This window comes from Streptococcus handemini, from assembly GCF_040984445.1.
In the GTDB taxonomy this organism is placed as follows: domain Bacteria; phylum Bacillota; class Bacilli; order Lactobacillales; family Streptococcaceae; genus Streptococcus; species Streptococcus handemini.
Window position 1 is genome coordinate 1 of sequence record NZ_JBFRYH010000053.1, and the last position, 16,210, is coordinate 16,210.

At 42.8% G+C, this 16,210-nt stretch carries 15 protein-coding genes and 2 pseudogenes; 13 read left to right on the forward strand and 4 right to left on the reverse strand.

Annotation, left to right across the window (positions count from 1 at the left end; all coding sequences use genetic code 11):
• Positions 1-146: 146 nt before the first annotated feature.
• Together lctO and ABPH35_RS08245 are read right to left on the reverse strand one after the other, a co-directional pair.
• The gene (gene lctO, locus ABPH35_RS08240) at positions 147-1,283 is read right to left on the reverse strand and encodes an L-lactate oxidase (protein WP_349989289.1); all 1,137 of its coding nucleotides are present in this window, start codon (positions 1,281-1,283) and stop codon (positions 147-149) included.
• Positions 1,284-1,485: 202 nt separating this feature from the next.
• Complete coding sequence (locus ABPH35_RS08245) at positions 1,486-2,481, reverse strand: YdcF family protein (protein WP_349989287.1); 996 nt, start codon at positions 2,479-2,481, stop codon at positions 1,486-1,488.
• 189 nt (positions 2,482-2,670) lie between these two features.
• Here ABPH35_RS08245 and ABPH35_RS08250 point away from each other — a divergent pair, with 189 nt between their 5' ends.
• The 6 genes from ABPH35_RS08250 to ABPH35_RS08275 all read left to right on the forward strand — a co-directional run bounded on the left by ABPH35_RS08250 (position 2,671) and on the right by ABPH35_RS08275 (position 9,066).
• Positions 2,671-3,123 carry a MarR family winged helix-turn-helix transcriptional regulator gene (locus ABPH35_RS08250; protein ID WP_349989286.1) on the forward strand — a complete coding sequence of 151 codons (453 nt, stop codon included), beginning with the start codon at positions 2,671-2,673 and terminating at the stop codon, positions 3,121-3,123.
• The gene (locus ABPH35_RS08255) at positions 3,120-4,886 is read left to right on the forward strand and encodes an ABC transporter ATP-binding protein (RefSeq protein WP_349989285.1); all 1,767 of its coding nucleotides are present in this window, start codon (positions 3,120-3,122) and stop codon (positions 4,884-4,886) included. The genes ABPH35_RS08250 and ABPH35_RS08255 overlap by 4 nt, the downstream gene beginning before the upstream one ends.
• Positions 4,876-6,627 carry an ABC transporter ATP-binding protein gene (locus ABPH35_RS08260; RefSeq protein WP_349989283.1) on the forward strand — a complete coding sequence of 584 codons (1,752 nt, stop codon included), beginning with the start codon at positions 4,876-4,878 and terminating at the stop codon, positions 6,625-6,627. The genes ABPH35_RS08255 and ABPH35_RS08260 overlap by 11 nt, the downstream gene beginning before the upstream one ends.
• 366 nt (positions 6,628-6,993) lie before the next feature.
• Positions 6,994-7,431 carry a CoA-binding protein gene (locus ABPH35_RS08265; protein ID WP_368849713.1) on the forward strand — a complete coding sequence of 146 codons (438 nt, stop codon included), beginning with the start codon at positions 6,994-6,996 and terminating at the stop codon, positions 7,429-7,431.
• The gene (locus ABPH35_RS08270) at positions 7,431-7,928 is read left to right on the forward strand and encodes a kinase (protein ID WP_368849714.1); all 498 of its coding nucleotides are present in this window, start codon (positions 7,431-7,433) and stop codon (positions 7,926-7,928) included. Before ABPH35_RS08265 ends, ABPH35_RS08270 begins: the two co-directional genes overlap by 1 nt.
• Positions 7,929-7,983: 55 nt before the next feature.
• The gene (locus ABPH35_RS08275) at positions 7,984-9,066 is read left to right on the forward strand and encodes a tetratricopeptide repeat protein (protein ID WP_368849715.1); all 1,083 of its coding nucleotides are present in this window, start codon (positions 7,984-7,986) and stop codon (positions 9,064-9,066) included.
• A gap of 117 nt (positions 9,067-9,183) precedes the next feature.
• Here the strand turns inward: ABPH35_RS08275 and ABPH35_RS08280 are convergent.
• A pseudogene (locus tag ABPH35_RS08280) lies at positions 9,184-9,613 on the reverse strand (transposase family protein); the annotation flags it as partial.
• A 45-nt stretch (positions 9,614-9,658) separates the two neighbouring features.
• On the opposite strand from ABPH35_RS08280, the gene ABPH35_RS08285 reads away from it, so the two are divergent.
• The 7 genes from ABPH35_RS08285 to ABPH35_RS08315 all read left to right on the forward strand — a co-directional run bounded on the left by ABPH35_RS08285 (position 9,659) and on the right by ABPH35_RS08315 (position 15,952).
• Positions 9,659-9,850, forward strand: coding sequence for a ZmpA/ZmpB/ZmpC family metallo-endopeptidase (locus ABPH35_RS08285; RefSeq protein ID WP_368849718.1), 192 nt, complete (start codon positions 9,659-9,661; stop codon positions 9,848-9,850).
• A gap of 311 nt (positions 9,851-10,161) precedes the next feature.
• A complete protein-coding gene (efeO, locus tag ABPH35_RS08290; RefSeq protein WP_368849716.1) occupies positions 10,162-11,019 on the forward strand; it encodes an iron uptake system protein EfeO in 858 nt (285 codons plus the stop codon).
• A gap of 3 nt (positions 11,020-11,022) precedes the next feature.
• Entirely contained in the window at positions 11,023-12,255 is a 1,233-nt protein-coding gene (gene efeB / locus ABPH35_RS08295; RefSeq protein WP_368849717.1) for an iron uptake transporter deferrochelatase/peroxidase subunit, read from the forward strand.
• Entirely contained in the window at positions 12,233-13,924 is a 1,692-nt protein-coding gene (locus ABPH35_RS08300; RefSeq protein ID WP_349989276.1) for an FTR1 family iron permease, read from the forward strand. Before efeB ends, ABPH35_RS08300 begins: the two co-directional genes overlap by 23 nt.
• Entirely contained in the window at positions 13,921-14,640 is a 720-nt protein-coding gene (gene tatC, locus ABPH35_RS08305; protein WP_349989275.1) for a twin-arginine translocase subunit TatC, read from the forward strand. The genes ABPH35_RS08300 and tatC overlap by 4 nt, the downstream gene beginning before the upstream one ends.
• Position 14,641: 1 nt before the next feature.
• The gene (locus tag ABPH35_RS08310) at positions 14,642-14,821 is read left to right on the forward strand and encodes a twin-arginine translocase TatA/TatE family subunit (protein ID WP_119877055.1); all 180 of its coding nucleotides are present in this window, start codon (positions 14,642-14,644) and stop codon (positions 14,819-14,821) included.
• A gap of 87 nt (positions 14,822-14,908) precedes the next feature.
• Positions 14,909-15,952 (forward strand): MmcQ/YjbR family DNA-binding protein, encoded by a 1,044-nt coding sequence (locus ABPH35_RS08315; protein WP_349989274.1) that lies wholly within the window; start codon positions 14,909-14,911, stop codon positions 15,950-15,952.
• Between the two features lie 158 nt (positions 15,953-16,110).
• Here the strand turns inward: ABPH35_RS08315 and ABPH35_RS08320 are convergent.
• A pseudogene (locus ABPH35_RS08320) lies at positions 16,111-16,210 on the reverse strand (IS30 family transposase); the annotation flags it as partial.

Below are 16,210 nucleotides of genomic sequence, written 5' to 3' on the forward strand. Positions count from 1 at the left end.
GGTCAAAATGATGGCGGGAAGGCCTTTTTATTTTGCCCTAAACCACTCTTCTAGACTATTTTTTTCAAAAATAACACAGAAAACAAAAAGACAAACCAGGCTCTCGACTAGTTTGTCTTCAGTCTAAGAGCCAGTTGGCTCTTTTTTTAATCCAATTTTAAGGCATCTGGATTGAATGGCATAGCAGGATCGTATGGATTGTGACGAAGTTTGAAGTGTTTCACATCCTCGATGGTCTGCGTACCTGCTAGCTGCATGACCATTTTCAATTCCTCGTTGATTTTCTCAAATACCTGACGAGTTCCGACACTTCCTCCTAGAGCTAGTCCGTAAATGACGGGACGACCAAGGGCAACAAGGTCTGCACCGGAAGCTAGAGCTTTGAAGACATGTTGTCCGCGACGAACTCCTGAGTCAAAGACGATTGGAACGCGTCTGTCGACGGCTTCAACTACTTCTTGAAGGGAGTCAAATGCAGCAGGACCACCATCTAATTGACGACCACCGTGGTTGGTTACCCAGATACCAGAAGCACCAGCATTCAAGGCTCTAAAAACATCTTCTGCGCATTGTGGCCCTTTGACATAGACAGGTAGTCCAGAGTATTGAGCGATGTACTCGACATCTTTTGCTGTAAGAGCTTGCTTAGCAGAACGATAGACATAATCCATAGTTTTACCTGCCCCGTCCGGGAGGTATTCCTGTACAATCGGCATGCCGACTGGGAAGACGAATCCGTTGCGTCTATCAACTTCACGGTTTCCGCCAACGGTCGCATCAGCTGTTAGGACGATGGCTTTGACACCTTGTTCTTTCACACGGTCCATGATGTGGCGGTTGATACCGTCGTCTTTGCTGTAGTAAAATTGGAACCATTGTGGTGCTCCCTTGAGGCTTTGAGTAATTTCAGGAATATCGGTTGTCGCGTAGGAACTGGTTGTGAAAATCGTTCCAAATTCACTGACACCTTTGGCACTAGCTAATTCCCCTTGTTCGTTGGCTAGTTTGTGGGCGGCAACGGGTGCCATGATGATAGGAGAAGTCAAGGTATCTCCATCATAAACAATCTCAGTAGAAGGATCCTCCACGCCTTTTAAGCTATGGGGGACAATCAATTTATGGTTAAAGGAACGAATGTTTTCATGTAAGGTAAAGGTATCTCCAGCCCCACTTGCAATGTATCCAAAAGCACCTTTTGGGATAACGTTTTGAGCCATTTTTTCTAAGTCAAAGACATTGATGAATTCTACAGAGCCTTCAGCATTACTTGTTTTGAAATCCATACGGTTTTCCTCTAAATCTAGCTAGATGTACTTTCTAATCTAAAAATCTATTTCTGTTAGCGCTTACATACTATAGTATAGCACTGTGGGAAAACGATGTCAATTTCTTTGCTTGTAAAAATATACAAATTTTACAAACTAAGGGGAGGTGCAGTTCATTAGTAGTATCGCTTAGACACTAGGGGCAAATATTTTTTATTTATTAGAAAAAGAAGGAACTAAGCCAAGAAAAAATAGTGAGTCCAATAAAAACAGCATGCCATTTCCAATACAGGACAAAGAGTCCAACGGTTTCACGAAGCCAGGCACTTGGGAGGTAGTAGAGAGCTGTTTTAGAGCCTACGCTGCGGCCTTTGAGTTTTAGTTTGCGCATGTAAATTCCTGCTCGCAAGGAGTGAAAGCTGTTGGTCACAACAAGGAAATGTGGGGTGATTTTTGTTCGGTCACCGATGAGATTGTGAGAAAAAGTCAGGTTTTCAAGGGTAGTCGTCGATTGATTTTCTAGTAGCAGTTTGTTGCTTGGAAGTCCCTTGTCAAGCAGGTAGCGAGACATTGCCTCAGCTTCAGCGAGTGTTTCATCCTTACCTTGACCGCCTGAGACGATAATGGTAGGTTGTTTGTCAAATTTTTCATAGTAAGAAAGTCCCTTGTCTAACCGTTGGGCAAGAAGTGGTGGGACTTTGTCCCCAATCAGTCCAGAACCTAGCACAATAATGTAGTCGGGTTGGTAGGTCAGAGGAAAGAGATTGTAAAAGAGCCCGTAGATGATATAAGATAGGTAGAGAAAACTTCCATAGATGAGTAAGTTATCCAGTAGTTCGGTTATTTTTCCAATGAAATAATAACTGTTCAAGAAGTGGAGAGCTAGGGTAATCAGAATGGTAAGACCATAAAAGAGGGAGAGAAGATTGGCTAGTCTACGTCCTTCAAAGGTCATCATCTGTTTTCCGTTAAAGAGGAGATAAATGGTTGATAGAATCACGCTTAACGGAATGAGCAAAAGTCCACCAATAAGGATGATAATAGCAGTCTGATGATCCCAGAGACTGATTTGAACAACAAAGAATCCTGCGATGATAGAAGCAAAGAGGATGAGAGCAGTCAAAAAGAGATAGGCATTGATGAGACGTCTTGGTTCAATGAGAAAGAGTGCTATAAATAAGATGGAGGGTATGAGCCAAAAGAGGTGAAGAATCATAAACTGTAAGACCTTTCCTTCTACGTAAATTGAGAAATATCTTTCGTTAGTATACCATAAATCATTAACCTAGAAAAGACTGGAAATGCTCTCAAAAAAGAAATCGTTCTCATGAAAACTTTTTTCTTGACTTCTATTTTGAAAATGCTAAAATTGTTCTCATGATAACGAAATAGGAAAGGAAATGCTATGACTACAGATCCGCTTCAAGAATTTAAAAGACTAGCTCACAAGATGGGCTCTGCGATTCATTCTGTCGCTCGCGATGCCGATATGGAATTGTTAGGAGGCCCGCAAGGGCATGTTCTCTATTATCTTGCCAAGCACCAAGATAAAGAGATTTTTATAAAAGATATTGAGCATCATCTGAAAATTTCCAAGTCTGTGACGAGCAATCTCATCAAGCGCATGGGAAAAAATGGCTTTATCGTGGTTGAGTCGTCCAAGGTGGACAAGCGTAAGAAAATCGTCCGCATGTCTGATAGTGCAAAGAAAAAGAGTCAGAAAATGAGTGCCTTTTGGGGGCGTGTGCGCGAGCAACTTGTCGCAGGAATTGCAGAAGAAGATTTAGCAGTTTTTTCCAACGTTATCCAACAACTTCATCAAAATTTAGAAAAAATTGAGCAGAAGGAGAAAGAATGAGTAAACTATTTAAACGCTTAAATAGCAAAGAGTGGTTGATGATTCTAACGAGTATTGCCTTTGTCTGTCTGACAGTGTGGCTAGAGTTAGAAGTGCCAAGCTACATGTCAGAAATCACCAAACTCTTGCAATTACCAGATACGACGACATCAAGCCTCTGGTCGCCTGGTCTTAAAATGCTGGGCTTGTCGTTAGCCAGTTTTGGGGCTTCCGTCATGGTCGGTTTTATGGCTTCGCGCTTAGCAGCGAGTTTTACGACCCGTTTGCGGAAGGACATTTTTCATCGTGTCTTAGATTACTCGGATGCGGAAGTCAAGCGCTTCAGCATTCCTAGTTTGTTGACGAGAACGACCAATGACTTGACCCAGATTCAGCTTTTGTTTACCATGGGCTTACAGGTGGCAACTCGTGGACCGATTATGGCTGTTTGGGCCTTGACCAAGATTGTAGGGAAGTCGGATTATTGGTTAGGGGCGGTGCTTGTGGCAGTCGTGATCAATCTTGTCATGATGACCATTCTAGTAACCCTTGCTTTTCCAAAACAGAAAATTGTTCAAAAATTGACTGACCGTCTCAATAGCGTGACGCGTGAAGGTTTGTCCGGTATTCGTGTGGTGCGTGCTTACAATGCGGAAGATTACCAGGACGGTAAGTTTGCTCAGGCCAATGAAGAATTAACAGCGCTCAACTTATTTGTCAGCCGCTTAATGGCTATTATGAATCCAGTCATGATGACAATCTCAAGTGGTTTGAGTTTGGCTATTTATTGGATTGGGGCCTATCTTATCAACGAAGCTGAACTGACAGACAAACTGCCAATTTTCAGCGATATGGTGGTCTTTATGTCCTATGCCATGCAGGTTGTCATGGGCTTTATGATGATGAGTGCCTTGTTTATTATTTTGCCTCGTGTCTTGGTTTCGACCAAGCGGATCAACGAGGTCCTAGATTTGACATCTTCCATTACTTCGCCTGAAATGTCGCAAGCGGAACAAGAAAATGCAGATCAAATCGTCTTTGATGATGTGACTTTCCGCTATTCAGATGCATCAGAGGCAGTGGTTGAGCATATTAACTTTACCGCCAAAGCAGGCGATACCGTTGCCTTCATCGGCTCAACAGGTTCTGGGAAATCGACCTTAATCAATCTGATTCCACGTTTTTACGATGTGAGTGAGGGGCGGATTTTGATTGATGGTGTCGATGTGAGAGACTACAGTGAGGCGGATTTGCATGCCAAGGTCGGCTATATTCCGCAAAAAGCTGTTTTATTCTCAGGGGATATCCGTAGCAATATCGACTTTGGGGAAAGCAAGGAAAGTCCACTCAATGACGAAGCGATTTGGGAGGCCTTGGATTTGGCGCAGGCTAAAAGCTTTGTCGAGGAAAAAGAGGACGGTCTATCTTCCCATGTTGCCCAGTCTGGCAGCAACTTCTCAGGAGGTCAGCGTCAGCGTCTAGCCATTGCTCGTGCCCTTGCTCGTAAGCCTGAAATCCTGATTTTTGACGATTCTTTTTCAGCCCTTGATTACCGGACGGATCGTACTCTTCGGGAGGAACTAGCAAAACGGACTGCGGGGATGACCAAGTTGATTGTTGCGCAACGGATTTCGACCATTATGGATGCGGATCAAATCTTGGTTCTTGATAACGGAAAAGTAGTCGGTCAGGGAACTCATCGGGAATTGCTTGCACAGAACGAAGTCTATCAAGAAATTGCTTACTCACAATTATCGAAGGAGGAATTGGAAAATGGAAAATAAAAAATCTTCTTTATTATTTAGCCAGATGAAGCCGTATATCAAAGGCTTCCAAGTTCCTTTTGTCGTTGCGGTGATTGGAGCGATTATCTCAAGCATTATCACGGTGATTGGTCCTGATAAGCTCAGTGAGATTACAGACTTGATTACCAAGGGTTTGATGACAGGGATTGATACCAGAAAAGTATCTGAGATTGCTATGACCCTAGCTATTCTTTACGGAATTGGTGCAGTGGTCAACTACGCTCAATCCTTTACCGTTTCAACCATTGTTCAGCATTTTTCAAAACGTCTACGGACAGCTATTGCAGAAAAAATCAACAAGCTTCCTCTGGGCTATTTTGATAGTCATTCCCAAGGGGATACCTTATCACGTGTGACTAATGACGTGGATACGGCTAGCCAATCCCTCAACCAAAGTTTGGGGACGGTTCTTTCTTCTAGTATTCTCTTGGTTGCGGCGCTCATTATGATGTTTAAAACCAACGTGACTCTGTCCTTTGTGGCGATTGGTTCTGTCTTGTTTGGCTTTGTCTTTGTCGGCATTATCATGGGACGTGCTAAGGGATTTTTCAAGAGCCAGCAGGCAAATCTTGCTAAAGTTAATGGTTACGTCGAAGAAATGTACTCTGGTCATCAGGTGGTGATGAGTTATCATGCAGGACGAGAAGTAAAAGAGCAATTTGAAACACTCAATCAAGCACTCTACGGCAGCATGTGGAAATCGCAGTTTATTTCTGGGATTATGATGCCCATGATGATGTTTATTGGAAACTTTGGCTATGTCATGGTTGTGGTGACTGGTGCTGCCTTGACCCTAAATGGTCATGCGACTATGGGGACGATTGTGGCCTTTATGGTCTATGTGCGAATCTTCTCCCAGCCCCTTTCTCAGATTGCGCAGGGCTTGACCGTGTTACAATCAGCTAGTGCAGCGATGGGACGTGTCTTTGAGTTCCTGGGTGAACAAGAAATGGAAGATGACCAAGCAAGACCGCAGCGGTTGTCTTCAGTAAAAGGAGATGTGACTTTTGATCATGTATCCTTTGGGTATTCGCCTGATAAGACCATTATCCATGATTTCTCCGCAACAGCTCATGCTGGGCAAAAAATTGCCATTGTCGGACCAACAGGAGCTGGAAAGACGACCATTGTCAATCTCTTGATGAAGTTCTATGACATCAATCAGGGACGAATTTTGATTGATGGTGTTGATACCAAGACCATGAAACGTTCCGAGGTTCACGATGCCTTTAGCATGGTCTTGCAAGATACATGGCTCTTTGAAGGAACAATTAAGGAAAATCTGATTTATAACCAAACCCATGTTTCAGATGAGGCGGTTATTGAAGCTGCCAAAGCAGTCGGAGTTCACCATTTTATCCTGACTTTGCCTAAAGGATATGATACTCTGCTAGACGATACGGTGACCCTATCGGTTGGACAAAAGCAATTGCTAACCATTGCGCGTGCCCTATTGAAAAATGCACCCCTTCTTATCCTCGATGAAGCGACCAGCTCTGTCGACACACGGACAGAGGAATTGATCCAAAAGGCGATGGACAAACTCATGGAAGGTCGCACCTCCTTTGTTATTGCCCACCGCTTATCCACTATCCGAAACGCTGACCTCATTCTCGTCATGAAAGATGGTAATATCATCGAACAAGGTAACCACGATGCTCTGATGGCTCAAAATGGCTTCTATGCCAATCTATACAACAGCCAATTTGTCGAGGAGTAAAACAGTCCAGTGGACTGTTTTAGCCCCGAGCCTAGAAATAGGAAAGCACGAGTAATTTTTTGCGGTGCTTTGGCTTTGTGCCTAGAAATTGGAAAATGAGACCAGTACGCTGAACAATTTTAGCTTTACGTTGCAAAGAGTGGACAAAGTGAATATTCGTTAAACAGTTTGAAGTTGACGGAAAATCTGCTGATTTCAAGCCTTTTATAGTGGATTGAGAAAGGAATGGGACAAGACAAGGAGCTGTATATAGAACTGGTGTTCATCAAAGCGACTTAACGATGTCCTAACCTTTATTCAATTCACTATATTTTTGTAAAATGTGAGGGTTTTCATGGTATAATAAAGAAAAAAGGAGGAAGTACCATGTACGAATTTCAAAATCCAACAGACGAACAAGTGAAAAGCTATCTAGCTAATAGCAGGACCATTGCAGTGGTTGGCTTGTCCAACCGTGAAGAAACGGTTAGCAACCGTATTTCGAAATTTATGCAGGACATGGGGTATCAGATTATCCCAATCAATCCTCGCCTAGCTGCTAGTGAGATTTTAGGAGAGACAGTCTATGCGACTTTGGCCGATGTGCCTGTGGCGATTGACATCGTGAATGTCTTTCGGAGAAGTGAGTTTTTGCCAGATGTGGCGCGTGAGTTTGTTGAAACAAATGCCAAGATTTTCTGGGCACAATTAGAGCTTCAAAACGAAGAGGCAGCAGCCATTTTAGAAGCGGCAGGTCGTGCTGATGTGGTGATGAACCGTTGTATCAAGCGAGAATATGTGCGCTTGATGACAGGAGCAAGCTAGTGGCAACCTTGCTAATCATACGCGGTAATTCTGGTTCAGGAAAGACCAGTTTGGCAGAAGCTTTGCAGCAACATTATGGTCGTAAAACCTTGGTGATTTCTCAAGACAATGTCAGAAGAACCATGTTGAAAGAAAAGGTTGAGCCAGGGAATCTATCCATTGCGCTGACAGAAACCATCGCACGCTTTGGACATACGGAAGATTTGCTTGTCATTGTCGAAGGCTTTTATGAAAAAGCTATTTACGGTGAAATGCTGGCGCAATTGCGTCAGCTGTTTGCTCCTCGTGTCTATGCCTATTACTATGATATCCCCTTTGAAGAGACGGTTAAGCGACATGCGACTCGTTCGAAAAGGGCTGATTTTACACCGGACGATATGAAACGATGGTGGATAGAGAAGGACTGTCTTGGCTGGAAAGAAGAGACATTACTTTCAGCTGAATTAGGTTTAGAAGTGGCCGTTCAACTGATTTGTCAAGCAATTGAAAAAAGCTGAAGGATTATTTGAAAAAGAGTAGCGTTGTTTTTGTCAAAAACGAAGGAAAAATGAAATGAGTTATCTAACAGAAGAATTATTTGGGAATGTCGAAACATTTTTAGCAGAACATCTTACAGAGTATGAAAGTGTTGAAGAAGCGGTCGCAGCCTATATAGAACAGCACAATGGGCAGATTAAGGAAAAACATCAAGGTCAGACAGGCTTCATGGAATTGTCTGATTTACTGGAGGAATTGACTTACGAAAGAGATGAGACAAGGCGTTTACAACTGGCTCAGCAGATTTTGGAACGAGATACAGACAATATAGATGCAAAGATTGCTCAGTTGGAAGTGGAGTCAGTTAGCCAATTTGAATTGTTATCCCAACTCAAGGAATTTGAGAGCGTAGAGCACAAAAAATGGGTAAAGGGAGAGCGTTCTGGTTGGATGAATTTCAAAGAACGTCCTTATATGCGTTTGAAAAATCGTCTGGCTTTTCAATATCTTAATCAAAAAATGTATCCACAGGCTCTGAAACACTTTGAGGAACTCTATCGGATGAATCCGAGTGATAATCTAGGCAGTCGTTATATGATGATGGTGCTTTATTGTCTTCTTTACCAATGGGAGAAGGCGGTCAAGTTTGCGAATCAAAAAGAGCATAAAAATGATGCTGAGATGATTGGTAAACTTCTAGTGTTAGCGATTGTCACAGAACGTAGTTTAGAAGCACAGAAGCTCTTTAAGAAGATGACGGATTTGGATGGGGAGTTTCTAGCTGCTCTTGACTTTTCTAGTGGGATAGAAAGTGCACGTTCTATGTTTTCTCTCTCAAAAGAGGGGTATTTCGAAATTCCAAGTCTTTCCTTATTCGATGGCATAGAGGATTTTCTGTTTGGGACAGAGATTGTCTTTGACTGGTTACGTAAGCACTATGAAGATGATTATCAGGAAGAATTTGAGCTTCATACTGAACGCAATCCGCTATTTGCAGGTTTACCGAGCGGTGCCGTTGAAGCATTACTAGAAGAAGGATTGATTCGACCAGAAGATTTTCAGTCTTGGCGGAAACAAGATTTATTAGCCCTTAGAGGAATCGGAAAGGTGAGTGTAGAGCGCTTGGTGGCTAATGGAATTCGGCTGAAAGAAGGATAATATGGTGATAAAATGAGGATGTTTACGGTAAAAATCTCCTTATTTTGATGATTCGAACCTAAAAATCGAAATATTAAACTTCCTGCGAAACTAGAAGCCTAATTCTCTATCTAGGTTCACAATAGCTTGTGCTTTTAGGGCATGGAATTTCTTTTTACCAGAGTAATAGAATCTTTGGTTTTTTAGGGCAATTTATTTTGACTTCGGTTGCATCAACGATAACCGTCCCCTCTGCCTTCATATCAGGCTTATTACCATTTTGAATAAACCCATTGACTTCTTCGGATGAGATTGCTTGCATGAATGCCAAAATCAGCTGCAATTTGTTCATAAGTTCGATATTCTCGTAGATATCGCAAGGTTGCTATTAGGAGATTTTCAAGGCTTGACTTTGGCTTTCTACCACTTTTGGCGTGTTTGAGTTGATGTGCTTCAGTTGATACGCTTCTCTCAACACTATCAACATAGCTTCAAATGTAGAGCGTTCAATCCCGACAAGACGTTTAAAACGACTAGCACTTAGTGTTTTACTTGCTTCATAATTCATAATTTTATTAGACCAATTTGGTTTCGCAGGAAGTCTATTAAAAAGATTTACAATGGGCAGTATCAAACCATTAGTGAGTTTAAAAAAGCCATGTACAAGCAGCGGATTGATAAATTAGCTCAATTAAAACCAATCAACGTTAAATACAATGGACACTGGTATCGCAATGTAGATGCAAAACAACTTCAAAGATTGATGAAGGATGCCATGGAAGAAGATATCCGTAATTATACGTAGCAAGATTCTTCTCAATCCTCTGTTCATAAGCTGAAAGAAGCAGTCTACAAGGCTTACTTTGATATTAGCAAAGAATACCAAGAAAGTATCTATCGTTGATGGATTGCAGTGGCTGCTAGGAAGGAACACCGATTATATGAGAGGCTGGGCGAAAAGTCTAGCCTTATTTGGTGTGGTTAGACGGCCAGTCATAGTTGGATTTATGTGCCTAATTTTAGCCATATAATCGTCATTAAAATTATCAGATAATTACTTGAAAATGAGAAAAACTATGCTATAATAGAGATAGGTTTTAGGGAAAGGAAAAAACAATGAAAAAACTGGGTATTGTTTTATTATCAGCAGTTCTATTGACAGCATGTGCATCTACGACACAAGAAAAGCAGGCGACAAGTGAAAGCACAACGGTTCAAGTGAATCAACAAGCGCTAGACAAAGCAACCGCGGATTACAAGACATTTGTAGAAGAACAAATCGGACAATTGTTGACTGATACGGAAAATTTTGCTCAATTGCTCAAAGACGGCAAATTAGAAGAAGCGAAAAAAATCTATCCTGTCATCCGCATGGCTTATGAGCGTTCAGAGCCAATTGCAGAAAGCTTTGGCGAATCAGATGTGAAAATCGATTTCCGCTTGGTAGACTACATGGAAGAAAACAAGACCGAAGAAGGGTGGTCAGGCTTCCACCGCATTGAAAAAATCCTTTGGGAAGACAATACCACAGTAGGCACAGAAAACTATGCCGACCAGCTGGTAGACGACATCAAGGAATTGAAGGCGAAAATTGCGACTGTCGAAGTGACACCTGAGATCATGTTGACAGGGGCGGTTGATCTTCTAAACGAAGTAGCAACCAGTAAGATTACTGGTGAAGAGGAAGTGTATTCTCATACAGACCTGTATGACTTCAGAGCCAACATCGAAGGAGCGGAGAAGATTTTTGAACTCTTTAAGCCAATCTTGGAGCAAAAGGATGTGAGTCTTGTTACGACCCTTGAAAAAGAATTCAAGAATGTCAACGGCCTTCTTGATAAATACATGACAGACGATACACACTACAAACTTTACACAGATTTGAGCAAGGAAGATACGAAGGCTCTAGCTGAAGCGGTGACCAAGTTAGGTGAGCCGCTATCTCAAATGGGGATTATCTTGGACGGGAAGTAAACAATGACAAAAGACGAAAAATGGTTTGAGAAGAAAATGGACCGTCGCGAATTTCTCAAAAAAGCAGGTATAGGAGGAGCTGGGCTTGCGCTCGGTGCCTCTGGGGCATCTGCTTTTTTCGCTAGAAAGGTGACAGGCGAGATTGCAAAGGTAGAGGGAAATGAAGATATTTCCTTTTATGGGGAGCATCAGGCAGGCATTGTAACGCCGATGCAGAAAAATGTCTATTTTGTGGTCTTGGACTTGCATTCGACGGACAAGGTAGAAGTGATTCAGATGTTCAAGGATTGGACAGATTACAGTGAGAAATTAGTGACTGGAAAGCTGGTAAAAGAAGATGGAGACAATGGATATCTGCCACCATTTGATACAGGAGAGACGGTTGGTCTGAATCCTCACCGCCTGACCCTAACTTTTGGGATTTCTCCCGCTTTCTTGACCAAGTTGGGCTTGGACAGTAAAAAGCCAAAAGAATTTCGTGACTTGCCAGTATTTCCTAGAGATCAGCTCAAGGAAGGCTACACGGGTGGCGACATTGTCATTCAGGCCTGCGCAGACGATGCACAAGTTGCCTTTCATGCTGTCCGAAATCTGGTGAGAAAGGCACGCAGTGTTGTGACCATGAAATGGAGTCAAGCTGGTTTTGCAGCGCTAGGAAACCGCAAAGAAACCCCTCGTAATCTTTTTGGGTTTAAAGACGGAACAGCAAATGGGAAGACGGAAGAAGAGTTTAAGGAAGTCATCTGGTGTGATGATGCCAACTGGATGCGGGGAGGTACCTACATGGCAGTCCGCCGTATCCAAATGTTTCTGGAGACATGGGACAGAACTAGTCTCAATGAACAGGAAAATACCTTTGGTCGCTACAAGGAAAGTGGTGCGCCATTTGGAAAGAAAGACGAGTTTGACGAAGTCGATTTGGACTTAAAAGACGATAAGGGAGAACCAGTCGTACCTGTTGATTCCCATGTTCGTCTGGCCAAGGAAACAGGCGTTGAAATCTATCGCAGGGCCTTTTCCTATTCAGACGGGATTGATGAGGTGACGGGGCAATTTGACTCAGGTCTACTCTTTATTTCGTTCCAAAAAGATCCAGAACAGTTTATCACCATTCAGAACAATCTCGGAAATGTGGACAAGTTGAACGAGTATATCACGCATGTCGGAAGTGGCTTATTTGCCTGTTTTGCTGGCGTAAAAAAAGGAGAGTATATTGGTCAAGCCTTATTTGAATAAACTGGCACTCATTGCATTACTTGCTCTTTTCTTTTTTGCTCAACCTGTATCAGCGGCAGATTCCTATAGTCATCTCTTTATCACGATTACAGATGCAACAAGAGCTTTACAAAAAGGAGATCAAGCTTTCGCTACTCAGTTGATTGTTCAGCTACAGACGGATTTTTCACAGGTTGAAAATCGTGATTCCAAGGCTGGTCAGATAGTGGTTAACCGCCTATCAGAATTGGAACAAGAACCGTCAGAAGAAAATTTAATTGCTGTTTCAAAAGCTCTCTTAGACTTTGATGCCGAGCAACACCCTGTTGATGTCGCTGCTGAAAAACAAAAACTAATGAACAAGTTATCTCCCGCCTTTGACCTCTTGCAGGCAGCGATTGAGCGGAAGGAGATGGACAGTGTTAAGGAAAATTACAAAAAACTCAATAGTACGTGGACAGTGAATGAGCGAATTGTTCGTGATACCAGCAAAGGGCACTACGGGAAAATTGAAACAGCCATTTCGTTCTTACGCAGTAGTATTGAAACAGAGCCTGTCGATTATGGCAGTATTCAAACATCATTTGATGACTTAAAGAATGCTATTCAGGCTTTTATAGATGGTCAAGAGGTAGCTACAGCAGCAACGGATTTGACCTTAAAAGATGGGATTGATTTGCTCAAGCAGGCACAAATAGCCTTTGAAACTGGTGATAAGAGCACAGGGGCTTCTCTGATGAAGGAATTTATCACCATTTGGCCGACTATTGAGGGAGATGTTAGTACGCGAAATCCTAACCTTTATACTCGTGTCGAAAGTGAGTCTCCTGTTATCATGGTACGGGGGGAGGAAGCAGCCTATCAAGAAAAACTAGCCCAACTGATTGCTGATTTGGCAAGTATTGATACTTCAGCAAGCTATACAGCTTTTGATGCCATGCTCATCTTGTTGAGAGAAGGAGTTGAGGCCCTTCTGATTGTGATGGCTTTAGTCTCTACTCTAAAAGCTAGCAAACAGAAAAAAGGGCTTGCTTGGGTCTATGGCGGAGCGATTGTAGGTCTGCTAGCTAGTGCCGTCTTAGCTATTGTTTTGCACCAATTTTTCCCAAGGCTTTCCTCTGGTGCCAATCGTGAAATCATTGAGGGATTAGTGGGGATTGTTGCGGTTGTGATGATGATTGTCATTGGTATTTGGCTCCACAGTAAATCTTCTGTCAAGAAGTGGAATGCTTACATGGAAGAACAAATGCGGGTCGTGACGGCAAGCGGCAGTTTCATTTCCATGTTTGCGCTCAGCTTTCTAGCTGTCTTTCGTGAGGGAGCAGAAACCATTCTCTTTTATGCAGGTATCTTACCAAAGATTCATCTCAATGACTTTCTATTGGGCATTGGGTTAGCCTTTTTGGTCCTCTTATTCTTAGCCATTGTCATTCTGAAAACGACGAGCAAAATCAAGCCACATAAGGTATTTTTCTATCTGACTTGGCTGATTTACGCCCTGGCCTTTAAGATGTTGGGCGTTAGTATCCATGCTTTACAATTGACCAATATCCTACCGAGTCATGTAGTGAGAGGAATTCCTACAATTGATGTGATTGGTCTTTATCCAAGTCTGGAAATTCTGCTACCACAGGTCTTTCTCATCCTCTTGATTGCTTATTTAACGTGGAAGAATCGAGAAACATCATGAAGACCAAGCAAGAATTAACCATTGTCGAGCATTTGACCGAATTTCGGAGTCGCTTTATCTGGACCCTTTCCTTCTTCTTTCTCAGCTTCTTGATTAGTCTTTATTTTTCAAGCAGTATCTACCAATTTCTAACCCAAGGATTTGCTCAGAAATTGATTGTCCTAGGTCCTAATGACATCTTATGGATTTATATCAATCTGGCAAGCCTTGTGGCCTTTGCCCTTACCCTTCCTTTTTTGACCTATCAAGTCTGGTCCTTTGTGGCCCCAGCACTTGAGAAAGCTGAGGCAAGGAGCGTCTTTTGGTATATTCCAGCTGTCTTTCTATGTTTTGTGGCAGGGTTGGCATTTGGCTTTTATCTAGTCAGTCCAGCTCTCTTACAGGTTCTCTTGTCCTTTGGAGAGGGGCTCTTTGATACCCAGTTAACCGCCCAGAATTATCTGGCTTTCCTGTTACATACGACCCTGCCCATGGCAGTCGTCTTTGAAATTCCGGTTTTAGTGGCTTTTTTGACCTCCATTGGTATCCTTAGTCCACGATTTTTGGTACAATATAGAAGACATGCCTACTTTAGTTTGTTGGTGATTGCCGTTGTCATTACACCAGCTGATTTTACAAGTGATTTAGCTATGACAGTGCCACTTCTTCTCATTTATGAAGTCAGTGTTGCTATCAGTAAATGGCTCTATTATAGAAAAGAAAAAAGGAGAACCTAATATGGGAATCTTACGTGATATTGGAGCGCCAGGAATGATTATCTTGGTCCTTGGTGCCCTCTTGATTTTTGGACCAAAACGCCTGCCTGAATTGGGGGAATCCATTGGCAAGATGATTTCATCCTTTAAAAAAGCCATGGATCAAGGAGAGCAGACAGATAAAGATGATACAGCTAACTAGTGTAGCGTTACATAAAACATAAAAGAGTGAGGAATGTCGATTTGAAACGATTCCGCACTCTTTTTAAACAGAAGGGAGAAGGAGAAGATGCTATTTGAAGAACCTTTTTTCAAGGATAAAATTTGGCAGAAAGAGCGCCTGTTGGACTACGGTTTTGAGGAAGGAAATGGGAAGTTGACCTTTTTCCAGCCGTTTATGGACGGGCATTTTGAAGCACGGATTCAGGTAATCTTGCCAGACAAGGCTACTGGCCAAGTCTGGGATTTGGACATGGATGAGGAATATCACGCCTTTCGTATTCAGCGTGCGGTTGGCTCTTTTGTCGGAGAGGTACGGGAACGCTATGCGGAGATTCTGCACCAAGTGGTGCAGCATTGTACCGAAGTAGAAGCCTTTCAATCGGCCCAAGGAAATCGTCTGGTCCGCTATATAGAAAAGAGCTTTCAAGAAGGTCCTGACTATCCCTTTACCAAGGCGCCAGAGATTGCGACCCTGCGGCACGCGGCCAACCAAAAATGGTATGGCTTGGTGACCCAAGTTCCGTGGACAGCACTAGGGATTGCGAACAAGGAGGGCACGGTCGAAATCATCAATGTCAAAGTAGAAGCTGGGCAGATGAAGAATTTGCTTTCAACAGTAGGCATCTATCCCGCCTACCACATGTCCAAGAAAACTTGGGTTTCGATTAGCTTGGACGGCAGTTTGACAGATGAGGTCTTGTTTGACCTCGTCAGCAAGAGCCGCAATTTGGTTGCTCCGATAACGATGCAAGGCTCACCTGATCCTTGTTGCTGGCTTATCCCGGCCAATCCCAAACTCTATGATATTGATACCGAATTGCGTAGTAAAGGTACGATTCTCTGGACTCAGAAGCCTAAAATAAAGGCAGGAGACATGGTCTGTATTTACATGACCGCACCGATTCAGGCGATTCGCTATCTTTGTCGTGTGACCAAGTCCTCTATCCTTGAGGCAGACAAGGAATACATGCAGCTAGAGCTCTTATGCGAGCTTGCTGATAGCGAGTTCCCCTTATTGCGTATGAAGGACCTAGGAGTAAAAGCAGTTCGGGGGTCACGGCTTGCGACACCTGAGTGTCGTGAGGCTCTTGGAAACTTGCTGAAAGAGTGATGCTAGTAGGATACGAAAGTTCTAAAATGAAGTTAGCCAGTCAAGGGTATTAAAAAACATCTCAGAGAGATATAATTGTAATCACCACAACAACAATTAGAAAGACTCTGAGATGCAACACTATTATACACGACAAATTGCAAGAAAAAGTGCAACCTTTATTCGAACTCATTCAAGAGAGCTTCAACAGCGGTTCTGTAAGCTAAACATTTTCGTGGTCGGTGGTTGATGTCACCTAATGCCTTTCCCAAAGTCTCG